Annotated in this window: 19 protein-coding genes; 9 read left to right on the top strand and 10 right to left on the bottom strand. The window is 70.9% G+C overall.

Annotated elements, in window-relative coordinates; genetic code table 11:
* Positions 1–2 precede the first annotated feature (2 nt).
* The 5 genes from AB0J74_RS03895 to AB0J74_RS03915 all read left to right on the top strand — a co-directional run bounded on the left by AB0J74_RS03895 (position 3) and on the right by AB0J74_RS03915 (position 6,048).
* Positions 3–1,007 (top strand): MoxR family ATPase, encoded by a 1,005-nt coding sequence (locus AB0J74_RS03895; protein ID WP_363444267.1) that lies wholly within the window; start codon positions 3–5, stop codon positions 1,005–1,007.
* Complete coding sequence (locus AB0J74_RS03900) at positions 1,004–2,113, top strand: VWA domain-containing protein (RefSeq protein ID WP_363444270.1); 1,110 nt, start codon at positions 1,004–1,006, stop codon at positions 2,111–2,113. Before AB0J74_RS03895 ends, AB0J74_RS03900 begins: the two co-directional genes overlap by 4 nt.
* Before the next feature lie 104 nt (positions 2,114–2,217).
* A complete protein-coding gene (locus tag AB0J74_RS03905; RefSeq protein ID WP_363444273.1) occupies positions 2,218–2,820 on the top strand; it encodes a (2Fe-2S)-binding protein in 603 nt (200 codons plus the stop codon).
* Positions 2,821–2,830: 10 nt separating this feature from the next.
* On the top strand, positions 2,831–5,206 hold the full coding sequence (locus AB0J74_RS03910; protein ID WP_363444276.1) for a xanthine dehydrogenase family protein molybdopterin-binding subunit: 2,376 nt from the start codon (positions 2,831–2,833) through the stop codon (positions 5,204–5,206).
* Entirely contained in the window at positions 5,203–6,048 is an 846-nt protein-coding gene (locus AB0J74_RS03915; protein ID WP_363444279.1) for a xanthine dehydrogenase family protein subunit M, read from the top strand. The genes AB0J74_RS03910 and AB0J74_RS03915 overlap by 4 nt, the downstream gene beginning before the upstream one ends.
* A gap of 32 nt (positions 6,049–6,080) precedes the next feature.
* Here the strand turns inward: AB0J74_RS03915 and AB0J74_RS03920 are convergent, their stop codons facing one another.
* From AB0J74_RS03920 to AB0J74_RS03930, 3 genes are read right to left on the bottom strand one after another with little or no spacing between them, the layout of a single operon-like run.
* Positions 6,081–6,500, bottom strand: coding sequence for a VOC family protein (locus tag AB0J74_RS03920; RefSeq protein WP_363444281.1), 420 nt, complete (start codon positions 6,498–6,500; stop codon positions 6,081–6,083).
* A gap of 10 nt (positions 6,501–6,510) precedes the next feature.
* Positions 6,511–6,936, bottom strand: a complete 426-nt coding sequence (locus AB0J74_RS03925) for a helix-turn-helix transcriptional regulator (protein ID WP_363444283.1) — start codon at positions 6,934–6,936, stop codon at positions 6,511–6,513.
* Positions 6,933–7,835, bottom strand: coding sequence for a hydroxymethylglutaryl-CoA lyase (locus AB0J74_RS03930; protein WP_363445433.1), 903 nt, complete (start codon positions 7,833–7,835; stop codon positions 6,933–6,935). The genes AB0J74_RS03925 and AB0J74_RS03930 overlap by 4 nt, the downstream gene beginning before the upstream one ends.
* Positions 7,836–7,993: 158 nt before the next feature.
* On the opposite strand from AB0J74_RS03930, the gene AB0J74_RS03935 reads away from it, so the two are divergent.
* Positions 7,994–8,278: an adhesin gene (locus AB0J74_RS03935; RefSeq protein WP_363444286.1), complete on the top strand. Its 285-nt coding sequence runs from the start codon at positions 7,994–7,996 to the stop codon at positions 8,276–8,278.
* Here the strand turns inward: AB0J74_RS03935 and AB0J74_RS03940 are convergent.
* Together AB0J74_RS03940 and AB0J74_RS03945 are read right to left on the bottom strand one after the other, a co-directional pair.
* On the bottom strand, positions 8,275–9,063 hold the full coding sequence (locus AB0J74_RS03940; protein WP_363444289.1) for a pentapeptide repeat-containing protein: 789 nt from the start codon (positions 9,061–9,063) through the stop codon (positions 8,275–8,277). The two genes, AB0J74_RS03935 and AB0J74_RS03940, sit on opposite strands and share 4 nt — an antisense overlap.
* Positions 9,060–9,416: a helix-turn-helix domain-containing protein gene (locus AB0J74_RS03945; RefSeq protein WP_363444292.1), complete on the bottom strand. Its 357-nt coding sequence runs from the start codon at positions 9,414–9,416 to the stop codon at positions 9,060–9,062. The genes AB0J74_RS03940 and AB0J74_RS03945 overlap by 4 nt, the downstream gene beginning before the upstream one ends.
* Before the next feature lie 78 nt (positions 9,417–9,494).
* Here AB0J74_RS03945 and AB0J74_RS03950 point away from each other — a divergent pair, with 78 nt between their 5' ends.
* The gene (locus AB0J74_RS03950) at positions 9,495–10,037 is read left to right on the top strand and encodes a helix-turn-helix domain-containing protein (RefSeq protein WP_363444295.1); all 543 of its coding nucleotides are present in this window, start codon (positions 9,495–9,497) and stop codon (positions 10,035–10,037) included.
* 21 nt (positions 10,038–10,058) lie between these two features.
* Here the strand turns inward: AB0J74_RS03950 and AB0J74_RS03955 are convergent, their stop codons facing one another.
* Positions 10,059–10,673: a DedA family protein gene (locus AB0J74_RS03955; protein ID WP_363444298.1), complete on the bottom strand. Its 615-nt coding sequence runs from the start codon at positions 10,671–10,673 to the stop codon at positions 10,059–10,061.
* A 61-nt stretch (positions 10,674–10,734) separates the two neighbouring features.
* Here AB0J74_RS03955 and AB0J74_RS03960 point away from each other — a divergent pair, with 61 nt between their 5' ends.
* Positions 10,735–11,082 carry a UBP-type zinc finger domain-containing protein gene (locus AB0J74_RS03960; RefSeq protein ID WP_363444301.1) on the top strand — a complete coding sequence of 116 codons (348 nt, stop codon included), beginning with the start codon at positions 10,735–10,737 and terminating at the stop codon, positions 11,080–11,082.
* Here AB0J74_RS03960 and AB0J74_RS03965 read toward each other — a convergent pair.
* The 4 genes from AB0J74_RS03965 to AB0J74_RS03980 all read right to left on the bottom strand — a co-directional run bounded on the left by AB0J74_RS03965 (position 11,079) and on the right by AB0J74_RS03980 (position 16,184).
* Positions 11,079–12,953, bottom strand: a complete 1,875-nt coding sequence (locus tag AB0J74_RS03965) for a transketolase (protein ID WP_363444303.1) — start codon at positions 12,951–12,953, stop codon at positions 11,079–11,081. The genes AB0J74_RS03960 and AB0J74_RS03965 overlap by 4 nt on opposite strands.
* A 69-nt stretch (positions 12,954–13,022) precedes the next feature.
* A complete protein-coding gene (locus tag AB0J74_RS03970; protein ID WP_363444306.1) occupies positions 13,023–13,922 on the bottom strand; it encodes a carbohydrate ABC transporter permease in 900 nt (299 codons plus the stop codon).
* A 1-nt stretch (position 13,923) separates the two neighbouring features.
* Positions 13,924–14,769: a sugar ABC transporter permease gene (locus AB0J74_RS03975; protein WP_363444309.1), complete on the bottom strand. Its 846-nt coding sequence runs from the start codon at positions 14,767–14,769 to the stop codon at positions 13,924–13,926.
* Positions 14,770–14,846: 77 nt separating this feature from the next.
* Positions 14,847–16,184 (bottom strand): extracellular solute-binding protein, encoded by a 1,338-nt coding sequence (locus tag AB0J74_RS03980; protein ID WP_363444312.1) that lies wholly within the window; start codon positions 16,182–16,184, stop codon positions 14,847–14,849.
* Positions 16,185–16,542: 358 nt separating this feature from the next.
* Here AB0J74_RS03980 and AB0J74_RS03985 point away from each other — a divergent pair, with 358 nt between their 5' ends.
* The gene (locus tag AB0J74_RS03985) at positions 16,543–18,930 is read left to right on the top strand and encodes a glycoside hydrolase family 3 N-terminal domain-containing protein (protein ID WP_363444315.1); all 2,388 of its coding nucleotides are present in this window, start codon (positions 16,543–16,545) and stop codon (positions 18,928–18,930) included.
* Positions 18,931–18,939 lie beyond the last annotated feature (9 nt).

Raw genomic sequence — 18,939 nt, forward strand, 5'->3', positions numbered from 1 at the left:
AAGTGACGACCCCGTTGCCCGATTCGCCGCAGGCGCTGGCCGATTCGCTCCCATCGCCGCAGGCGCTGGCCGATTCGCTCCCATCGCCGCAGGCGCTGGCCGTTTCGCTCCCATCGCCGCAGGCGCTGGCCGACGCCTTGGCCACCACGGGTTACCTCGCCGACGACGGCCTGGCCACGGCGGGTTTTCTCGCGCTGAAGCTGGGTCGGCCGCTCTTCCTGGAGGGCGAGGCCGGGGTGGGCAAGACGGCGTTCGCGCAGGCGCTGGCCGCCGCGACCGGCGCCGCCTTCGTGCGGCTCCAGTGCTACGAAGGGCTCGACGCGGCGCAGGCGCTCTACGACTGGGACTTTCCGCGGCAGATCCTGCACCTGCGTGCGGCCGAGGCGGCCGCGACCGCGGCGGCCACCGCGACCGGCGCGCCGCCGGACGCCGCCACCATCGAGGCCGGCCTCTACGACCGCCGGTTCCTGATCGCCCGCCCGTTGCTGCGGGCGCTGGAGACCAGCCCGTGCGTGTTGCTGGTCGACGAGGTCGACCGGGCCGACGACGAGTTCGAGGCGTTCCTGCTCGAGGTGCTGGCGGAGGCCGCGATCACCGTGCCCGAACTCGGCCGGATCGCCGCCGAGACCCCGCCGCTGACGGTGCTGACCAGCAACCGTACCCGCGAGGTGCACGACGCGCTCAAGCGCCGCTGCCTCTACCACTGGGTCGAGCACCCTGGGTTCGACCGCGAGGTGGCGATCCTGCGGGAGCGGCTGCCGGCCGTCACCGAGCGGTTGGCGGCGCAGGTCGCCACCGCGGCCGGCCGGATGCGCGAACTCGACCTGATCAAACCGCCGGGCGTCGCCGAGTCCATCGACTGGGCCGGCGCGCTGGTCGCGCTCGGTGCCCGCACGCTCGACCCGGACCTGGCCGCCGCCACGCTGGGCGCGGTCCTGAAGTATCGCGAAGACGTCACCCGGGTCCGGGCCGCCGGCCTCGACGCGCTGGTCGCCGCCGGGCCATGAGCGGCGACGTCAGCGCGCTGCTGGTGGGTTTCGCCCGGACGCTGCGGCATGCCGGGGTGGCCGCCGGCCCCGACCGGGTGCAGACGATGCTGCGCGCGGTCGACGCCCTCGGTGCCGTCACGCCGGCACGGCTCTACTGGGCCGGCCGGCAGACGCTCTGCGCCGAGCCCGACGACCTGGCCATCTACGACGCCGCGTTCGCCGCCTACTTCGGCGGCCAGCAACCCGCCGCCGGCCGCCTGGTCAACCCGGCGCCGGCCCCGCCCAGCATCGCGGCGCCCTACACCTCGGGCCCGCCGGCCGACGCGGCCGACACCGGCGAGCAACCACAGCTCCTCGGCCTGTCGGCGAGCACCGTCGAGATCCTCCGCCAGCGCGACTTCGCCCTGCTCACCCCGCGCGAGCGCGACGAGGTGCGGCGGCTGCTGGCGCTGCTCGGCCCGCAGACGGCGGCCCGCCGCAGCCGCCGCCGGCGGCCGGCCCGCGGCGGTGAGGTCGACCCGACCCGCACCGTGCGGTCGGCGCTGCGGCACGCCGGCGAGCCGACCCGGCTGGCCACCCGGCGGCGCGGCCAGCGCCCCCGCCGGCTGGTGCTGCTGGTCGACGTGTCCGGCTCGATGAGCCCCTACGCCGACGCGCTGCTGCGGTTCGCGCACGCCGCCGTGCGCCGCCGCCCCACCGGCACCGAGGTGTTCACGCTGGGCACCCGGCTGACCCGGATCACCCGCGCGCTGCGCCACCGCGACCCGGACGCCGCATTGCACGCCGCGTCGGTGGCGATCCCGGACTGGCACGGCGGCACCCGGCTGGCCGACGCGCTGAAGGCGTTCCTCGACCGCTGGGGCCAGCGCGGCACCGCCCGGGGCGCGATCGTCGTGGTGTTCAGCGACGGCTGGGAACGCGGCTCCCCCGCGGCCCTGGCCGCGCAGACGCAGCGACTGTCGCGGCTCGCGTACCGGCTGGTCTGGGTCAATCCACATCGGGGCAAGGCCGGTTTCGCCCCGCTGGCCGGTGGCATGGCGGCGGCGCTGCCGCATCTCGACAATTTCGTCGCCGGACACACGCTGGACGCGCTCGACGAACTGGTGCGCGTGATCGCGAAATAGGTGATCCGATTCACAAAAAACCTTGCCATGCCGTACCCGAAGGGATTGGCTGAGATCAGCGCGCCACCCCCGCGCGCCCGTCCCTGAGCAAGCCGGGAGGCTTGATGACCCGGGTATCGATCAAGGTCGACGGCGTCGAATACGAGGACGACGTCGAGCCGCGCACCCTGCTCGTCCATCACCTACGCGAACAGCTCGGCAAGGTCGGCACCGTGGTCGGCTGCGACACCAGCAACTGCGGCGCGTGCACGATCCTGATGAGCGACGCCGACGGACGCCAGCGGGGTGTCAAGAGTTGCGCCGTCCTGGCCGTCCAGGCCGACAAGCGCGAGATCACCACCATCGAGGGGCTCTCCGGCCCCGACCGCACGCTGCACCCGGTGCAGCGGGCGTTCCACCAGGCACACGGCCTGCAGTGCGGGTTCTGCACCCCCGGCATGATCATGGCGGCGGTCGACCTGCTCGAAGAGAACCCCGACCCCAGCGAGGAAGAGATCCGCGAGGGGCTGGAAGGCAACCTCTGCCGATGCACCGGCTACCAGAACATCGTGCGTGCGGTCCGCGAGGCGAGTGCGGAGATCCGCGAACACCACGGCACCGCGATCCCGGCGCCGGCGTCGCCGCTCGCCGGCGAAGGCGAGACACCGGATTCCGGGCTGAAACGAGATGTCGTGCCGCCCGAGACCGTCCCCCAGCCGGTGCCGTGAGGGAGAGCCGATGACCATCACCGAAGAGCCGGCGCTCGAGGTCGGCAGTGCCCGGCGCCGCAAGGAAGACGCCCGGCTGATCACCGGGCGCACCACCTGGACCGAGAACGTCAGCCTGCCTGGAATGCTGCACCTGGCGATCCTGCGCAGCCCGATGGCGCACGCCCGGATCACCAGCATCGACGTGGAGCCGGCCCGGGCGGTCAAGGGCGTGGTCGACGTCTTCTCCGGCCGCGACGTGGCCGACGTGCAGGGCGCCCTGCCGTGCGCGTGGCCGGTCACCGCCGACATGGTGCACCCCGACCGGCCACCGATCGCGGTCGACGAGGTGCGCTTCATGGGCGAGGCGGTGGCGGTCGTCGCCGCGCGCTCGCGGGCAGCGGCACTCGACGCGATCGCCGCCATCGAGGTCGACTACGAGTCGCTGCCGATCGTGCTCGACATGGAGGAGGCGATCGCCGACGGCGCCGACCTGGTGCACGCCGACAAGGGCACCAACAAGGGCTACACCTGGGTGTTCGACTCCGCCGAGGCGGGCACGGGCGGCGACGCCGGCGCGGCGATCGACGGCGCCGAGGTGGTCATCCGCCGGCGCTACGTGCAGCAGCGGCTGATCCCGGCCTTCATGGAGCCGCGCAGCGTCGTGGTCGACCCGACCGGCGACGTCTACTCGATCTGGTCGGCGACCCAGATCCCGCACATCCTGCGGTTCCTGATCTCCGTGGTGACCGGGACACCCGAGCACAAGGTACGGGTGATCGCGCCCGACGTCGGCGGCGGTTTCGGCGGCAAGCTCCAGGTGACGCCGGAAGAGCTGATCACCTTCATCGCCGCGCGGCGGCTCGGCAAGCCGGTGAAGTTCACCGAGTCGCGCTCCGAGAGCCTGCTCTCGGCACACCACGGCCGCGACATGATCCAAGACCTCGAACTGGCCGCGCGGCGCGACGGCACGGTCCTCGGCCTGCGGGTCAAACTGCTGGCCAACATGGGCGCCTACATGGGCCTGGTCGGCCCGGGCGTGCCGATCCTCGGCGCGTTCATGTACAACGCGATCTACAAGTTCCCCGCCTACCGCTTCGAGTGCGTCGGGGTGTTCACCAACACCACGATCACCGACGCCTACCGCGGCGCCGGCCGGCCCGAGGCGACCTACGCGATCGAGCGGCTGATGGACGAGCTCGCCGACGAGCTGGGCCTCGACCCGCTCGAGGTGCGGCGGCGCAACTGGATCAACGCCGACGAGTTCCCGTTCACCACGGTCTGCGGCCTGCAATACGACTCGGGCGACTACGCCAAGGCCACCGACCGGGCGCTGGAGCTGTTCGGCTACGCCGAGCTGCGCCAGGAGCAGCAAGCCCGGCGCGACACCGGCGACAGCGTCCAGCTCGGCATCGGCATCTCGACCTACACCGAGATGTGCGGCCTGGCGCCCTCGCGGGTGCTCGGCTCGCTGCGCTACGGCGCCGGCGGCTGGGAGACCGCGAGCATCCGGGTGCTGCCCACCGGCCGGGTCGAGGTGGTCACCGGCACGTCGCCGCACGGCCAGGGGCACGAGACGGCGTGGAGCCAGATCGTGGCCGACCAACTCGGCGTCGCCTTCGACGACGTCGAGGTGCTGCACGGCGACACCCGCACCTCCTACAAGGGGCTCGACACCTACGGCTCGCGCTCGCTCGCGGTCGGCGGCGTCGCGCTCTACAACGCCTGTCAGAAGGTGATCGAGAAGGCGAAACCGATCGCCGCGCACATGCTCGAGTGCGACCCGGCCGACCTCGAGTTCACCGGTGGCCAGTTCCGGGTCCGCGGCAACCCCGACGGCGGCCGGACGCTGGCCGACTGCTCGCTGGCCGTCTTCGCGGCCCACGACCTGCCCGACGGGATCGAGCCGACGCTCGACGCCGACGCGGTCTACGACCCGGTCAACTTCTCCTTCCCGCACGGCACCCACCTGTGCGCGACCGAGGTGGACACCGAGACCGGCCGGGTGACGATCCGCAAATACGTGGCCGTCGACGACGTCGGGCGGGTGATCAACCCGCTGATCGTCGAGGGTCAGGTGCACGGCGGTGTCGCACAGGGCATCGCGCAGGCGCTCTTCGAAGAGGCCATCTACGACGCCGACGGCAACCTGATGACCGGCACGTTCGTCGACTACACCCTGCCGACGGCGGCCGACCTGCCCTCGATCGTCACGGACCGCACCGAGAGCCCGGCTCCAGACCATCCATTGGGCACCAAGGGAGTGGGCGAGGCCGGCACCATCGCCTCGACCCCCGCCGTCGTCAACGCGATCGTCGACGCGCTGCGCCCGATGGGCGTGCACGACATCGCGATGCCGTGCACGCCGGAGCGGGTCTGGCGGGCCGTCCAGGGAGGTGCGGCATGATCCCACCGTCGTTCGACTACGCGGCGCCGACCACCGTCGACGAGGCGGTGTCGACGCTGCGCGACGCCGGCGAAGACGCCAAGGTGATCGCCGGCGGGCAGAGCCTGATCCCGCTGCTGCGGATGCGGTTCGCCGCACCGAGCACGCTGGTCGACCTGGGCGGCATCGACGAGTTGCGACACGTCACCGAAGACGGCGACACGTTGGTCATCGGCTCGATGGTCACCCACGCCACGGTGTTGCGCGACCCACTGGTCAACGAGCATCTCCCCTTGCTCGCGAAGGCCACGGCGACCGTCGCCGACCGGCAGGTGCGGCACCGCGGCACGTTCGCCGGTTCGCTCGCGCACGCCGATCCGGCCGGCGACCTGCCGGCGGTGGCGCTGGTGCTCGGCGCCGAGATGGAGATCGCCGGCCCGGGCGGCCGGCGCACGGTGCCGGCGGCCGAGTTCTTCGTCGACTACCTGCAGAGCGCGCTGGCGGCCGACGAGGTGCTGGTCGCGGTGCGCGTGCCCAAGCAGGGCGCCTGGGTGGGCGCCTACGAGAAGTTCAACCGGGTCGCGCAGGGCTGGGCCCTGGTCGGCGTGGCGGCCATGGTCAAGCGCGACAACGGCACGGTCAGCGAGGCCCGGGTCGCGCTGACCAACATGGCCTCGACGCCGGTCCGGGCGACCGCGACCGAAGCCGCGCTGGCCGGGGCCGGCAACCGCGAGGCGATCGGCGCGGCCGCCGCCCGCGCGGCCGAGGGCACCCGGCCGGGCGACGACGTGTCGGCCAGCGCCGACTATCGCCGCCACCTGGCGACGGTGCTCACCAAGCGGGCCGTGGCCAGCCTGGTCTGACGGGCGTAGGAGGGGGCCCGCCGGGTCCCCTCCTACCCGGCGCGGCGCTGGCTGAAGCGCACCATGTTGCCCGACGGATCGCGGAACGCGCAGTCGCGTACCCCGTAGGGCTGGTCGATCGGCTCTTGCAGCACCTCGGCGCCGGCCTGCCTGATCTTCTCGAACGTCGCGTCGCAGTCGTCGGTTTCGAAGATCAATGCGGCCAGTGCGCCCTTGGCAACCAGGGCCCGCAGCGGTTCCTGGTCGGCGGGTGCCTTGCTGACCATCGGGTCGAGCCCGATCTCGATGCCCGGCTGGCCGGGCACGCCAAGCGTGATCCAGCGCCAGGGCATCCCCCAGTCGTCCATGGCGACATCGTTGAGCACCTCGAGACCGAGCACGTCGCGATAGAACGCGAGTGCCTTGTCCTGGTCGTCGACGAGGATGAAGCAGTGCGAGAGCGTCAGGTTCATGCCTGCGACGCTAAGCCGGGGCGGGCGCGCGGCGCTTCTCCAGACCTGCTTTTGTCGGCCGGGTCAGCCGTTGCGCGACGCACGCCGGCACCGCCGCGAGCCGGGAGTGGTCGCGGGCCCGGTATGCGGACGGGCTCTGGCCCACCAACTCGGTGAACCGACTGCTGAACGAGCCCAGCGACGTCGCACCGACCGCCACGCAGACCTCGGTGACCGACAGGTCGCCCCGGCGCAGCAGCGCCTGGGCCCGCTCGATCCGCCGGCTCATCAGGTATTGGTAGGGCGTCTCGCCGAACGCGGCGCGGAACTGCCGGGCGAAGTGCGACGGCGACATCAGCGCCGCACGGGCCAGCGTCGGCACGTCGAGCGGCCGGGGATATTCGCGGTCGATGAGGTCCCGCGCGCGGCGCAGCCGGATCAGATCTTCGACCTTCATGACACCAACCGGGTACGCGGCCCCGCGCGCAACACTCCCGAGGGCAGCTCGCGGCCGACGATCCGTTGCGCCAGCGCGGCCGCCTCGACCAGCGCGTCGAGGTCGATGCCGGTGTCGACGCCCATGTCTTCGAGCATGTGCACGACCTCTTCGGTGGCCACGTTGCCGGTCGCGCCCGGCGCGTAGGGGCAGCCGCCCAGACCGCCCACGCTCGCGTCGAACTCGGTGATGCCCAGGTCCATCGCGGTCAGGATGTTGGCGAGCGCCGTACCCCGGGTGTTGTGGAAGTGCAGCAGCACCGGGATGTCGGGCTGGCGGTCGCGCACCGCGGTGACCACGTCGGCGACCCGGCGCGGGGTGGCCATGCCGGTGGTGTCTCCGAACGCGATCCGGTCAGCGCCGTCGGCGACCACCCGGTCGACGATGTCGGCCACCCGCTTCGGGTCGATGTCGCCTTCGAACGGGCAGCCGAAGCTGGTGGCCACGATCACCTCGGCGCTGGCCCCGGCCCGGTGCAACTCGTCGATCAACGCGGCGATGTCGTCGAGCGACTCGGCGGTGGAGCGGTTGACGTTGCGCTTGTTGTGCGTGTCACTGGCCGAGACGACGACCTCGACCTCGGTGAACCCGGCCGCCAGGGCGCGTTGGGCGCCGCGCGAGTTGGGCACCAGGGCGGAGTACCGCACCGCCGGTGACTTGCGCACCTTGGCCCACACCTCGTCGGCGTCCGCCATCTGCGGAATCGCCTTCGGGTGCACGAACGAGACAGCCTCGATCCGGCGGACGCCCGTGTCCGACAGCTTGTCGAGCAACTCGACCTTGGCCGCGGCGGGGACCGGATCCTCGTTCTGCAGCCCATCTCTGGGTGCGACCTCGCGGATGGACACAGAGCCGGGCAACGGGTTCATGAAGCCAGGATAAGTCGCGTTCCGGTTGCGGGATCCGGCGACGGAGGGTTACGTGGGTCTTGGACGGCCGCAGAACCGCTCGCCGTAGGGACGGCCCTGTCAGTTGCGGTCTCAACCAATCCCCTGCCGCTCAACTGGAGGGTTTCACCATGCTCGCAGTCACTGACAACGCCGTCGCGGTGATCCGTGACCTCACCGGCCAGCAGAACCTGCCGGACGGCGCCGGCGTGCGTATCGCTTCCGACCCGACCCAGGGCGCGCTCACGATGAGCCTCGCGACCTCGCCCCAGGAAGGCGACCAGGTCGTCGACACCGACGGCGCCAAGTTGTTCCTCGACGGCGAAGCCGCCCGGGTGCTCGACGACAAGTCGCTCGACGCCGCCGTCGACGCCAACGGCGCCGTGCAGTTCGAGGTCGGCGAACAGCTCAACTAGGCCCAGTGGGCCGGACGGCGCAGGCCGTTCGGCAGAACCGTGGCCCGGTCACCCTTCGCGGAGTCGACCTGCGGCTGGGTGAGGAACAGCGCCGTCCGCAGCCGGGCGCCGCGCAGGTCGGCGTCGCGCAGGTCGGCCCCGATCAGGTCGGCCCAGCCGAGGTCGGCCCCGCGCAGGTCGGCGCCGATGAGATAGGCACCGCGCAGGTTGGCCGCACGCAGGTCGGTGCGGCGCAGGTCCTTGCCGACCAGATCGGCGCCGCGGCGTTCCCGGCGCGGGCCGGGCGCGGTCGCCCGGACGCTGGCGCTCGCCCGGATCAGCAGGTCGTTCACGGCGGCCCAGCGCGGCGCCACGTCGAGGGCGATCAGCTCGTCCGGCGTACCCCCGGTCAATGCGTGGGTTTCGTCCCGCGCCATCAGCAGTGCGTCGTGCTGCGCTTTCGGCAGCGTCAGTGCGAGCGCCGCGGTCAGGTAGAACAGCAACTCGTGCAGTTCCCGCATCACCGGGAAGGCGCTGAGCATCTCCGGCCGGCCCCGCCAGTCGGCTCCCCCGAAGGTCTCCTGGGTCAACTGCTGCCCGGCGCCGAAGCAGTCGTAGACGGTGCAGCCGCGGAAACCCTTGGCCCGCAGGTCGCGGTGGATCCCACAGCGGAAGTCGCCACCCAGGTTGGGGCACGGCTGCCGGGCCGGCTTGTCGATGGCGAAGTCGACCGACTTGGCGAACGCCGGCACCACGCAGCACAGCCCCGCGCACCGCGAGCAGTCGGCGGTCAGTTCGAGGTTCATGACGCGCCGGCCGCCGCCCGCCGGTCGTAGGCGGCCCGGGCGGCGGCGATCTCCGCACGGTGCCGCTCGGCCCAGGTCATCAGCGTGACCAGCGCGTCGTAGATCTCCCGGGCCAGGTCGGTGGCGACGTACTCGACCTTCGGTGGGACGGTCGGGTAGACGGTGCGGTGCAGCAGGCCGTCGCGTTCGAGGTTGCGCAGCGTGAGCGCGAGCATCCGCCGGCTGATCCCGTCGATCGACCGCTCCAGCTCGGTGAAGCGCACCGGACCCTGGGCCGCGGCGACGATGATGGCGATGCTCCACTTGCCGCCGACCCGGTCGAGCACCTCGCGGGCGGTGCACTCGTCGGTCATCAGTCCATGGTCACAGATCGGCGCGGCCGGTTACAACTCGTGCACCAAGCGGGTTTTGCACACTTGTACAATCACCGCATGGGAAACCGGGAGAGCTTGATCGCGGGGGCCAAGCAGTGCCTGCACGACATCGGCTACACCCGCACCACGGCCCGCGACATCGCCAGCGCGGCCGGGGTCAGCCTGGCCGCGATCGGCTACCACTTCGGCTCGACCCGGGAGCTGCTCAACCAGGCGCTGATGGAGGCGCTGGCCGAGTGGGGCGCCGAGCTGGCGACGAAGCTGTCCGGCACCGACGGCTCGTTCGAGGCGGTCTGGGCCGCGGTGATCGACTCGGTGCGCACCCAGCGGCCGCTCTGGACCACCCAGTTCGAGCTGGCCGGCCAGGTCGACCGGCTGCCGGAGGTGCACGAGTTCCTGGTCGCCGGCCAGCGCCAGGGCCGCGCCGAGCTGGCCGGCCTGTTCGGGGCCTCCGGCGACGGCGAGCAGGCCCGACTGCTCGGTGGGCTGGCGCAGGCGCTGCTGGCCGGCATGGCCATCCAATGGCTGATCGACCCCGACGGCGCCCTGACCCCGGCCGACCTGGCCGCGGCGCTCCGGCTGGCCGCCGATCGCCTGTAGGACGCCCAAGCCGCACAGGCCCTAGTGGCTGTGCCGCTCCCGGACCCGGCGGTAGATGGCCCAGGCCAGCAGCGCGGCCACCACGACCGCACCGATCCCGATCGCCGCCCACTTGCCGAGGGCATCCTCGATCATGGTGTACGAATGACCGGCGAGGTAGCCGAGCAACACCGAGCCCACGCCCCAGACCACGCCCCCGGCCGCGTTGTAGGCGAGGAACTTGCGGTAGTGCATGTGCGCCACGCCGGCGCCGAACGGCACGAACGCGCGCAGGAACGCGATGAACCGGCCCAGGAACACCGCCGGCCCCCCGCGCCTGGCAATGAACGAGCGGGCCGACTCCACCTGTTTCTCGCGTCTCTGGAGCATCTTGACCCGCAGCAGCCGGTATCCCCAGCGCGAGCCGATCTCATAGCCCACCGTGTCTCCGATGATCGCGGCGGCCACCACGATCACGCTCATCCACAGCACGCTGACGTGACCCAGGCTCGCGGCGACACCACCGAGGATGGCCGCGGTCTCGCCGGGCAGGATGAAGCCGAAGAACAAAGCGTCTTCGGCGAAGACCACGAGGCCGACGATCACGTAGACCCAGATGGCCCGCTGGTCGACCAGGCTGTTGAGCACGTCGCTCACTTGGCGATCTTACGCGGGGTAGCCTTCCCGCTACGGGAAGCCGCAACGACGAGGAGGAGTTGTGACCGAACCACTCGTGCGACCCGAGGTGCCCCCATCCGGCACCGGATGCGCGGAATGCCTGGCCAGTGACGGCTGGTGGCTGCACCTGCGGCGCTGTGCCACGTGCGGCCACATCGGCTGCTGCGACACCTCACCGGCGCAGCACGCCACCCGGCACGCGACCACGACCGACCACAAGATCGTGCGCTCGTTCGAGCCCGGCGAAGACTGGTTCTACGACTATCGGACCGGCGAGTTCCTCGAGGGCCCGGCGCTGGCCGCCCCGGAGAGCCACCCGGCGGACCAGGGCGTGCCCGGCCCGACCGAGCGGATCCCGCGGGACTGGCAGCGCCACCTGCACACCTAGGCCACCAGTGCCCGGGCGGCGGCCGCGATGTGGTCGGCGTCGATGCCCTGTGCGGCCAGTTGCTCGGCGGTGTTGCCCGAGCCGGGCAGGTCGCGCACCGCGAGGTGGCTCAACCGCAGGGCCGGTGAGCCGGCTGCGAGCAGTGCGTCGGCAACCGCCGAGCCGAGCCCGCCCTCCGGGTGGTGGTCCTCGGCGACGACGATCCGGCCATCGGTCGCGGCTACCGCGTCGCTGAGTGTCGCGGTGTCGATCGGCTTGACCGAGTAGAGGTCGATCACCCGGGCCGAGATGCCGTCGGACGCCAGCGCGTCGGCCGCCGCCAGGCACTGGTGCAGCGTGATGCCGGCGCCGATCAGCGTCACCGCGTCGTTCGGCCCGGAGCGCAGCACCTTCGAGCCGCCGATCGGGAACGACTCGCCCGCCTCGTAGAGCACGGGGTAGGCGCCCCGGGTGGTGCGCATGTAGCTGACCCCTGGAATGTCCACCATGGACCGCACCAGGCTCGCGGCGCAGACCGCGTCGCTCGGGTAGAGCACCGTCGAGCCCTGCACGGCCCGCAGCATGGCGAGGTCTTCGAGCGCCATCTGCGACGGCCCGTCGGCGCCGATCTCCACACCGGCGTGCGAGCCCACCAGCCGGATGTCGGCACGCGAGATGGATGCCATCCGGATGAAGTCGTACGCCCTCGACAGGAACGCGGCGAACGTCGACGCGAACGGGATGTAGCGCCGCACGCTGAGCCCGACGGCCGCGGCGATCATCTGCTGCTCGGCGATGAACATCTCGAAGAACCGGTCGCCGAACGCCTTCGCGAACTCCTCCGAGTAGGTCGAGTTGCCCACCTCGCCGTCGAGCGCGACGATCCGCGGGTTGCCGCCGCCGACCGCGGTCAGCGCGTCGCCATAGGCCTTGCGGGTGGCGACCTTGTCGCCGACCGCGTAGCTCGGGAGGTCCGGCGGCGAGCCGAGCGGTGCCGCCCGATTGACCGGCGACTCGTCCATCGGTCGCGGGCCGCGCACGGTCAGGCTGCTCTCCCCGCCCAGTTCGCGGATCGCCCGGTCGGCCATCTCCTTCGGCAGCGGCTTGCCGTGCCAGCCCTCGAGGTTCTCCACCTCGCTGAAGCCGCGGCCCTTGAGGGTGCGGGCGAGGATCACCGTCGGCCGGTCGTCGGTGCGGTCGGTGGCCGCCCGGTAGGCCTGGTCGATCTCGTCGAGGTCGTGCCCGTCGATCATGAGCACCCGGGCGCCGAACGCCTCGGCCCGGCGGGCGTACGCGTCGAGGTCCCATTGCAGTTCGGTCGGTCCGCTCTGGCCGAGCCGGTTGACGTCGACGATCGCGATCAGGTTGGACAGCCGGTAGTAGGCCGCCTTGTCGAGCGCCTCCCACATCGAGCCCTCGGCCATCTCGCTGTCACCGCAGAGCACCCAGACCCGATAGGGCACCTCGTCGAGATAGCGGCCGGCCAGCGCCACGCCGACGCCGTCCGGCAGGCCCTGGCCGAGCGAGCCGGTCGCCACGTCGACCCAGGGCAGCACCGGCGTGGGGTGACCCTCCAGCCGCTGACCGAACCGCCGGTAGCCGGTCATCAGCTCCTCGTCGGAGACCACGCCGGTCGCCTTGAAGACCGAGTAGAGCAGCGGCGACGCGTGCCCCTTGGAGAAGATCAGGTGGTCGTTCGCGTCGTTGGCCGGGTTGTCCCAGTCGTATTTGAGGTGCCGGGTCACCAGCACCGCGAGCAGGTCGGCGGCCGACATGCTGGAGGTGGGATGGCCGGATCCGGCACTCGTGCTGGTCCGCACCGAGTCGACCCGGAGCTGCCGGGCCACGTCGCGGGCGGTGGACAGGTCGGCGATGGTCGCTGTGCTGGTCACAATATCCCCTTTGCGGCGTATAACCTCCCGTTCTTCGCCGCTTACCCGTCTCGGGGACGGTCAACCTCGTTACTTGCCGAAGCCGGCGGTAAGGCCGCTGAGCAACTGCCGGCGACCGACCGCGTAGAGGGCCAGGATCGGCAGCGCGGTCAGCACGACCGACGCCAGCACCGCGGGCACGTTGATGCTGTACTGCCCCTGGAACGTCCACAGCGCGAGGGGCAGCGTGCGCTGATCGGGGCTCTGGGTCAGGATCAGCGGCAGCAGGAAGCCGTTCCAGATGCTCAGTCCGTTGTAGATGGTCACCGTGACCAGGGCCGGGCGGACCAGCGGGAAGGCCAGGTGGCGCAGCGTTCCCCACTCGGTGGCGCCGTCCATCCGCATCGACTCGAACAGCTCGCGCGGCACGTCGCGGATGAAGTTGCTGAGCACCAGCACCGACAGCGGGATCGCGAACGCGATCGACGGCAGGATGATCGCCAGCAGGGTGTCGTAGAGCTTCAGCCGGATGATGATCAGGTAGACCGGGATGATCACGGCCTGCAGCGGGATGGCCAGGCCCATTAGGAACACCGAGTTGACCGTGCGCAGGAAGCGGCTGCGGCTGCTGGCCCGGACGATCGCGTACGCCGCCATGAATGAGATCAGCACCGCCGGGATGACCGCGCCGGCCGTGACGATCACGCTGTTGACGAAGTAGCGGACGAAGTCGGCCTCGATCACCATCTTGTAGTTGGCGAGGGTCGGCTCGGTCGGCGGCGCCAGCGGGTTGGTCAGGAAGTAGTTGGCCTGGGTCTTGAGGCTGGTGATCAGGATCCAGTAGAGCGGCACCAGCACGATCACGAGCCAGATCAGCCCGGCGACGCCGGCGGGCAGGTTGGGCATCCTGCGCCGCCCACCGAGGGCCGGCCGGTGCGGTGCCTGCGGCCGGGTCGCCCGGTCGGGCACGGTCGTCAGGGTCGTCGCCATGTCACACGCCTTCCATCTGGCTCTCGGCCGCGTCGCGACCGCCGAGGCGGCGCAGCAGCAGCGCGAGGGCGAGACCGACCAGAACCAGGATCACCGCGATCACGCTCGCCGGGCCCATGAGGTTGGCCTGGAAGCCCCGCTTGTACATGTCGAGCGCGAGCGCGCGGGTGGCGTCGCCCGGGCCGCCCTCGGTGAGCACGAAGATCAGGTCGAAGAACGTCAGCGACCCGACCACCATCAGCGTCGACGAGGTGATGACGGTGTATTTGAGCTGCGGCAGCGTGATGCTGAAGAACTGCCGCATCCGCCCGGCCCCGTCGATCTCGGACGCCTCGTACAACGTCCTGGGGATCTGCCGCACGCCGCTCTGGTAGATCAGCGAGTGGAACGGGATGAACTGCCAGGACACCACGAACACCACGACGCCGAGCGCCAGGTTGTCGCGGCCCAGCCAGTCCTGGGTCAACAGCGGGATCTTGAGCCCGGGGCCCAGCCCGAAGTTGGGGTCCAGCAACGCCTTGTAGGTGATGGCGAGGGCGGCGGAACTGAGCAGCAGGGGTACGAAGTAGATGACCGCCAGGATCTCCCGGTAGCGCTGGTGTCCGGCGAGGTAGACGCCGATCAGCAGGCTCAGCGGCGTCTGGAAGAGCCACGACAGCGCCATGATCAGAAAAGTGACCCAGAGGGCGTGTACGAGGCCGGGATCGCTCAGCACGGTGCGCCAGCTGTCCAACCCGGCCGGGTTGATGGTGCCGATCCCGTCCCACTGGGTGAAGCTCAGCACCAGCACGCCGACCAGCGGGACGATGCCGAACGCGAGGAACATCAGGAACGCGGGTAGTGCCATCCAGGTGACGGACCCGCTCCGCCCGCCCGAGGAGGCGTTGCTGGTCGTCCTCCGCGGTGCGGGCGGAGCGAGTGCGGTCATTGCCCGATGACCCCGTTCATGTTGGTGGCCCACTGCTGGGGGGAGATCTTCAACTGGAAGAGCTGCGCGATGTTGTCGAGCAGCTTCTCCGCCGCGGTCGGGCTCAGCGCCTGGTCCCAGGACTGCGCGAAGACCTTGGCGTTGGCCGACGTGTTGTAGACGAACTTGAGGAAGTCGGCGTCCTTCGAGGCGCCGAAGGCACTCTCGGTGCCCTTGACGATCGGCACGGAACCCGAGTCGATCCACTCCTTGACCTCGGCGTCGGAGAGAACCGCGGTCTTGAAGAAGTTCTTCGCGGTCTCCTTCTGCTCGGCGGTCGCCTTGGAGGAGATGGACAGGTATTGACCGGGGTTGCCCACCGTGTCGGACACGTCGCCCTTGCCGCCGTCGATCGGCGGGAAGTTCATGTAACCGAGACTGCCACTCGACACGAAGTCACCTCCGTCGGCGGCCATACCGCCGTACGTCCAGGTCCCGTGCAGCATCATCGCCGCCTTGCCCGTGTAGAGCAATGCCTGGTCGGCGTTGGAGTCGGCGGTGATCGACGAGAAGCCCTTGATGAAGCCGTTGGCCTTGATCAGGTCTTGCATCTTGGTCAACGCCTCGATCGCGGCCGGGTTGGACCAGGCGTCCTTCTGGCCGTCGAAGACGGCCTGGAACACCTCGCTGCCGCCGATGCGGTCGAAGAGGAACTCCAACCACATCATGTTGGTCCACCGGGACTGGCCACCGAGCGAGAACGGGGCGATGTTGGCCGCGTTGAACTTCGGCACCAGGTCCATGATGTCGCCCCAGCTCTGCGGGGGCTCTGCCTTGATCTTTTCGAAAGCGCGCTTGTTGTAGAACAGGACGATCGGCTGCACCGTTTCGGCCGGCATCGCGTAGATCTTGCCGTCGATCGTGGCGGCACCGAACGACGACGGGAAGAGCCGGTCCTTGACCGCACCGTTCTCGCCGAACCACGAGGTCAGGTCTTCGACCTGCCCCGCCTTGGCGTAGGTGCGCAGCGTGCCGCCGCCCCAGCCCCAGATGATCGTGGGGGCCTGGCCGGCGCCGATCGCCGTCTTGATTTTCGTCTTGTACGCGTCGTTCTGGAACGTCGTCGCGGTGAGCTTGGTGTTGGGGTTCGCCTGGTTGAAGCGGTTGACGCTGTTGGTGCGGATGCCCTCACCCGGCTGCCCGGTGAGGTACCAGTAGCTGGCGGCACCGGCACTGCTGCCGCCACCGCTGGCCGTGCCGGGACCGGAACTGCCACAGCCGGCGAGCGCCACCCCGGCGGCCGCGCCCATGGACAGACCGAGGAAGTTCCGCCGGGACAGGATGCTGCGCTCCACGCTGACCTCCGTACTCGTGAGCCGCGGTAGGCGCGGCGAATCGATCGTTCGAGGCGCGAGGCGTCACCGGCCGTGGGGGAGCGCTCCCACGCCCGTGCACAAGAGTGCCCGGGCAGGGAATTTTCGACCGGCGATCTCGCAAATTAACGTAGAATTTTCAAGTCAACGTAGGATTCCGCCATCGACGTGTCAAGGGCTTGAAGCCTTCGTTCTGATCGGCGAAAGTAAGGCCAGCGCAAGGCATGTCGCCATGGACTCGCAGCTGACCGCCGATCGTCGGCCGGCCGGACGCGAGCACCGCAAGCTTCGAAAGTTTCGAAGACCCGCTCCCCTATCTTGCGCGAAGGAGGCACCTGCCGTGACGGCCCCGGAGTCGCAGCTCGCGACGCACCCCTGGCACGACACCACCCGGTCGGTGGCCGACCGGGTGGACCTCCTCCTGCGCGAGATGACGCTCGAAGAGAAGATCGCCCAGCTCGGCAGCCGCTGGCTGCGCAAGGACCTGCACGAGGAAGAGGCTGAGCCGATCTTCGCGCCGGACCACAACGTGGCGCCCATGCAAGACGTGTTCTCGGCCGGCGACCTGCCGCTCGACGAGGCCAGCCGGCACGGCCTCGGCCACCTCACCCGGGTCTACGGCAGCGCGCCGGTGACCGCCGTCGACGGTGCCGCCGAACTCGTGCGGCAGCACCACGTCGTGCTCGACGCCCACCGGCTGCGGATCCCGGCACTGGTCCACGAGGAGTGCCTGACCGGCTTCACCACCTACGGCGCGACGGTCTACCCGGCCGCGATCGCCTGGGGAGCCACGTTCTCGCCCGACCTGGTCGAACGGATGGCCGCCGCGATCGGCCGTGACATGGCGGCCGTCGGTGTCCACCAGGGACTCTCCCCGGTGCTCGACGTGGTGCGCGACTACCGCTGGGGCCGGGTCGAGGAGACCATGGGCGAAGACCCCTACCTGGTCTCGATGCTCGGCGCGGCCTACGTTCGCGGGCTGCAGAGCGCCGGCGTGATCGCCACGCTCAAGCACTTCGCCGGCTATTCGGCCTCCCGCGGCGCCCGCAACCACGGCCCGGTCTCGATGGGCCGGCGCGAGCTGATCGACGTGATCCTGCCGCCGTTCGAGACGGCCGTGGCCACCGCGGCGGCCGGCTCGGTGATGAACTCCTACGCCGATGTCGACGGCGTCCCGGCCGGTGCCGACCGCTGGCTGCTCACCGACGTGCTCCGCGACGACTGGGGGTTCACCGGCACCGTGGTCTCCGACTACTGGGCCGTGCCGTTCCTCGCGTCCATGCACCGGATCGCCGCCGACGACGCCGAAGCCGGCGCGCTGGCCCTGGCCGCCGGCATCGACGTGGAGCTGCCCGACACGATCGGCTACGGCGCGGCGCTGCTCGCTTCGGTGCGCTCCGGCGCGGTCTCCGAAGACCTGGTCGACCGGGCCGCGCGCCGGCTGCTCACCCAGAAGGTCGAGCTCGGCCTGCTCGACCCCTCCTGGACGCCGGAAGGCTCAGTGGCCCTCGCCGAGGGCGTCGAGCTGGACTCGGCCGACAACCGGGCGCTGGCCCTCGAGATCGCCGAGCGCTCGATCGTGCTGCTCGACCCCGGCAGCGTGCTGCCGTTGCGCGACGTCTCGCGGGTCGCGGTGGTCGGGCCGTGCGCGGCCGAGCCGCGCACGTTCATGGGCTGCTACGCGTTCCCCAACCACGTGCTGCCCCGGCATCCCGGGCTGGGCCTCGGCGTCGACGTGCCGACGGCGGTCGACGCGCTGCGGGCCGAGCTGTCCGAGGTAGACATCGTGCACGCCGTGGGTTGCGACATCCAGGGCGACGACCGGTCCGGCTTCGCGGCCGCCGTCTCGGCGGCCCGGTCGGCTGACGTCTGTGTCGCGTTCGTCGGCGACATCGCCGGCCTCTTCGCGCACGGCACCTCGGGCGAAGGCTGCGACGCGCCCGACCTGCGGCTGCCCGGCGTGCAGGCCGACCTGCTGGCGGAGCTCGTGGCCACCGGCACGCCGGTCGTCGTGGTCGTGGTTTCCGGCCGCCCCTACGCCCTCGGCGACCTGCACGGCCGCGCCGCCGCGCTGGTCCAGGCGTTCATGCCGGGCGAAGAGGGTGGAGCGGCGATCGCCGGTGTGCTCTCCGGCCGGGTGCAGCCCAGCGGCAAGCTGCCCGTGCAGATCCCCCGCTCGCCCGGTGCCCAGCCCGGCACCTACCTACAGCCGCCGCTCGGTGCCGAGACCACCGACATCAGCAGCCTCGACCCGGCGCCGCTGTTCCCGTTCGGCCACGGCCGGTCCTACACCACGTTCACTGTGGACGACCTGCGGCTGTCGGCGACCGAGGTGCCGACCGACGGCGAGTTCACCGTCTCGGTGCGGGTCCGCAACACCGGTTCGCGTGCGGGTGACGAGGTCGTGCAGCTCTACCTGCACGACGTGGTCGCGCAGGTGGTGCGGCCGGTCAAGCAACTCACCGGCTTCGCGCGGGTCGGCCTGGCCCCGGGCGGGTCCGCCGACGTGCACTTCCGGGTGCACGCCGACCGCACCGCGTTCACCGACCGCGACCTGCGCCGGATCGTCGAGGCGGGCGACATCGACGTGCATGTCGGCACGTCCGCGGCCGACCTGCCGTGCCACGCTACGGTACGGCTGGTCGGCCCGACGCGCGTCGTCGGGCACGACCGGCGCCTCGACACTCCAGCAGACGTCGAACCGGCCCCGGGTGACGCTGGTCCGTGATGGGAGGAA

Source organism: Asanoa sp. NPDC049573 (assembly GCF_040676615.1).
GTDB lineage: Bacteria > Actinomycetota > Actinomycetes > Mycobacteriales > Micromonosporaceae > Asanoa.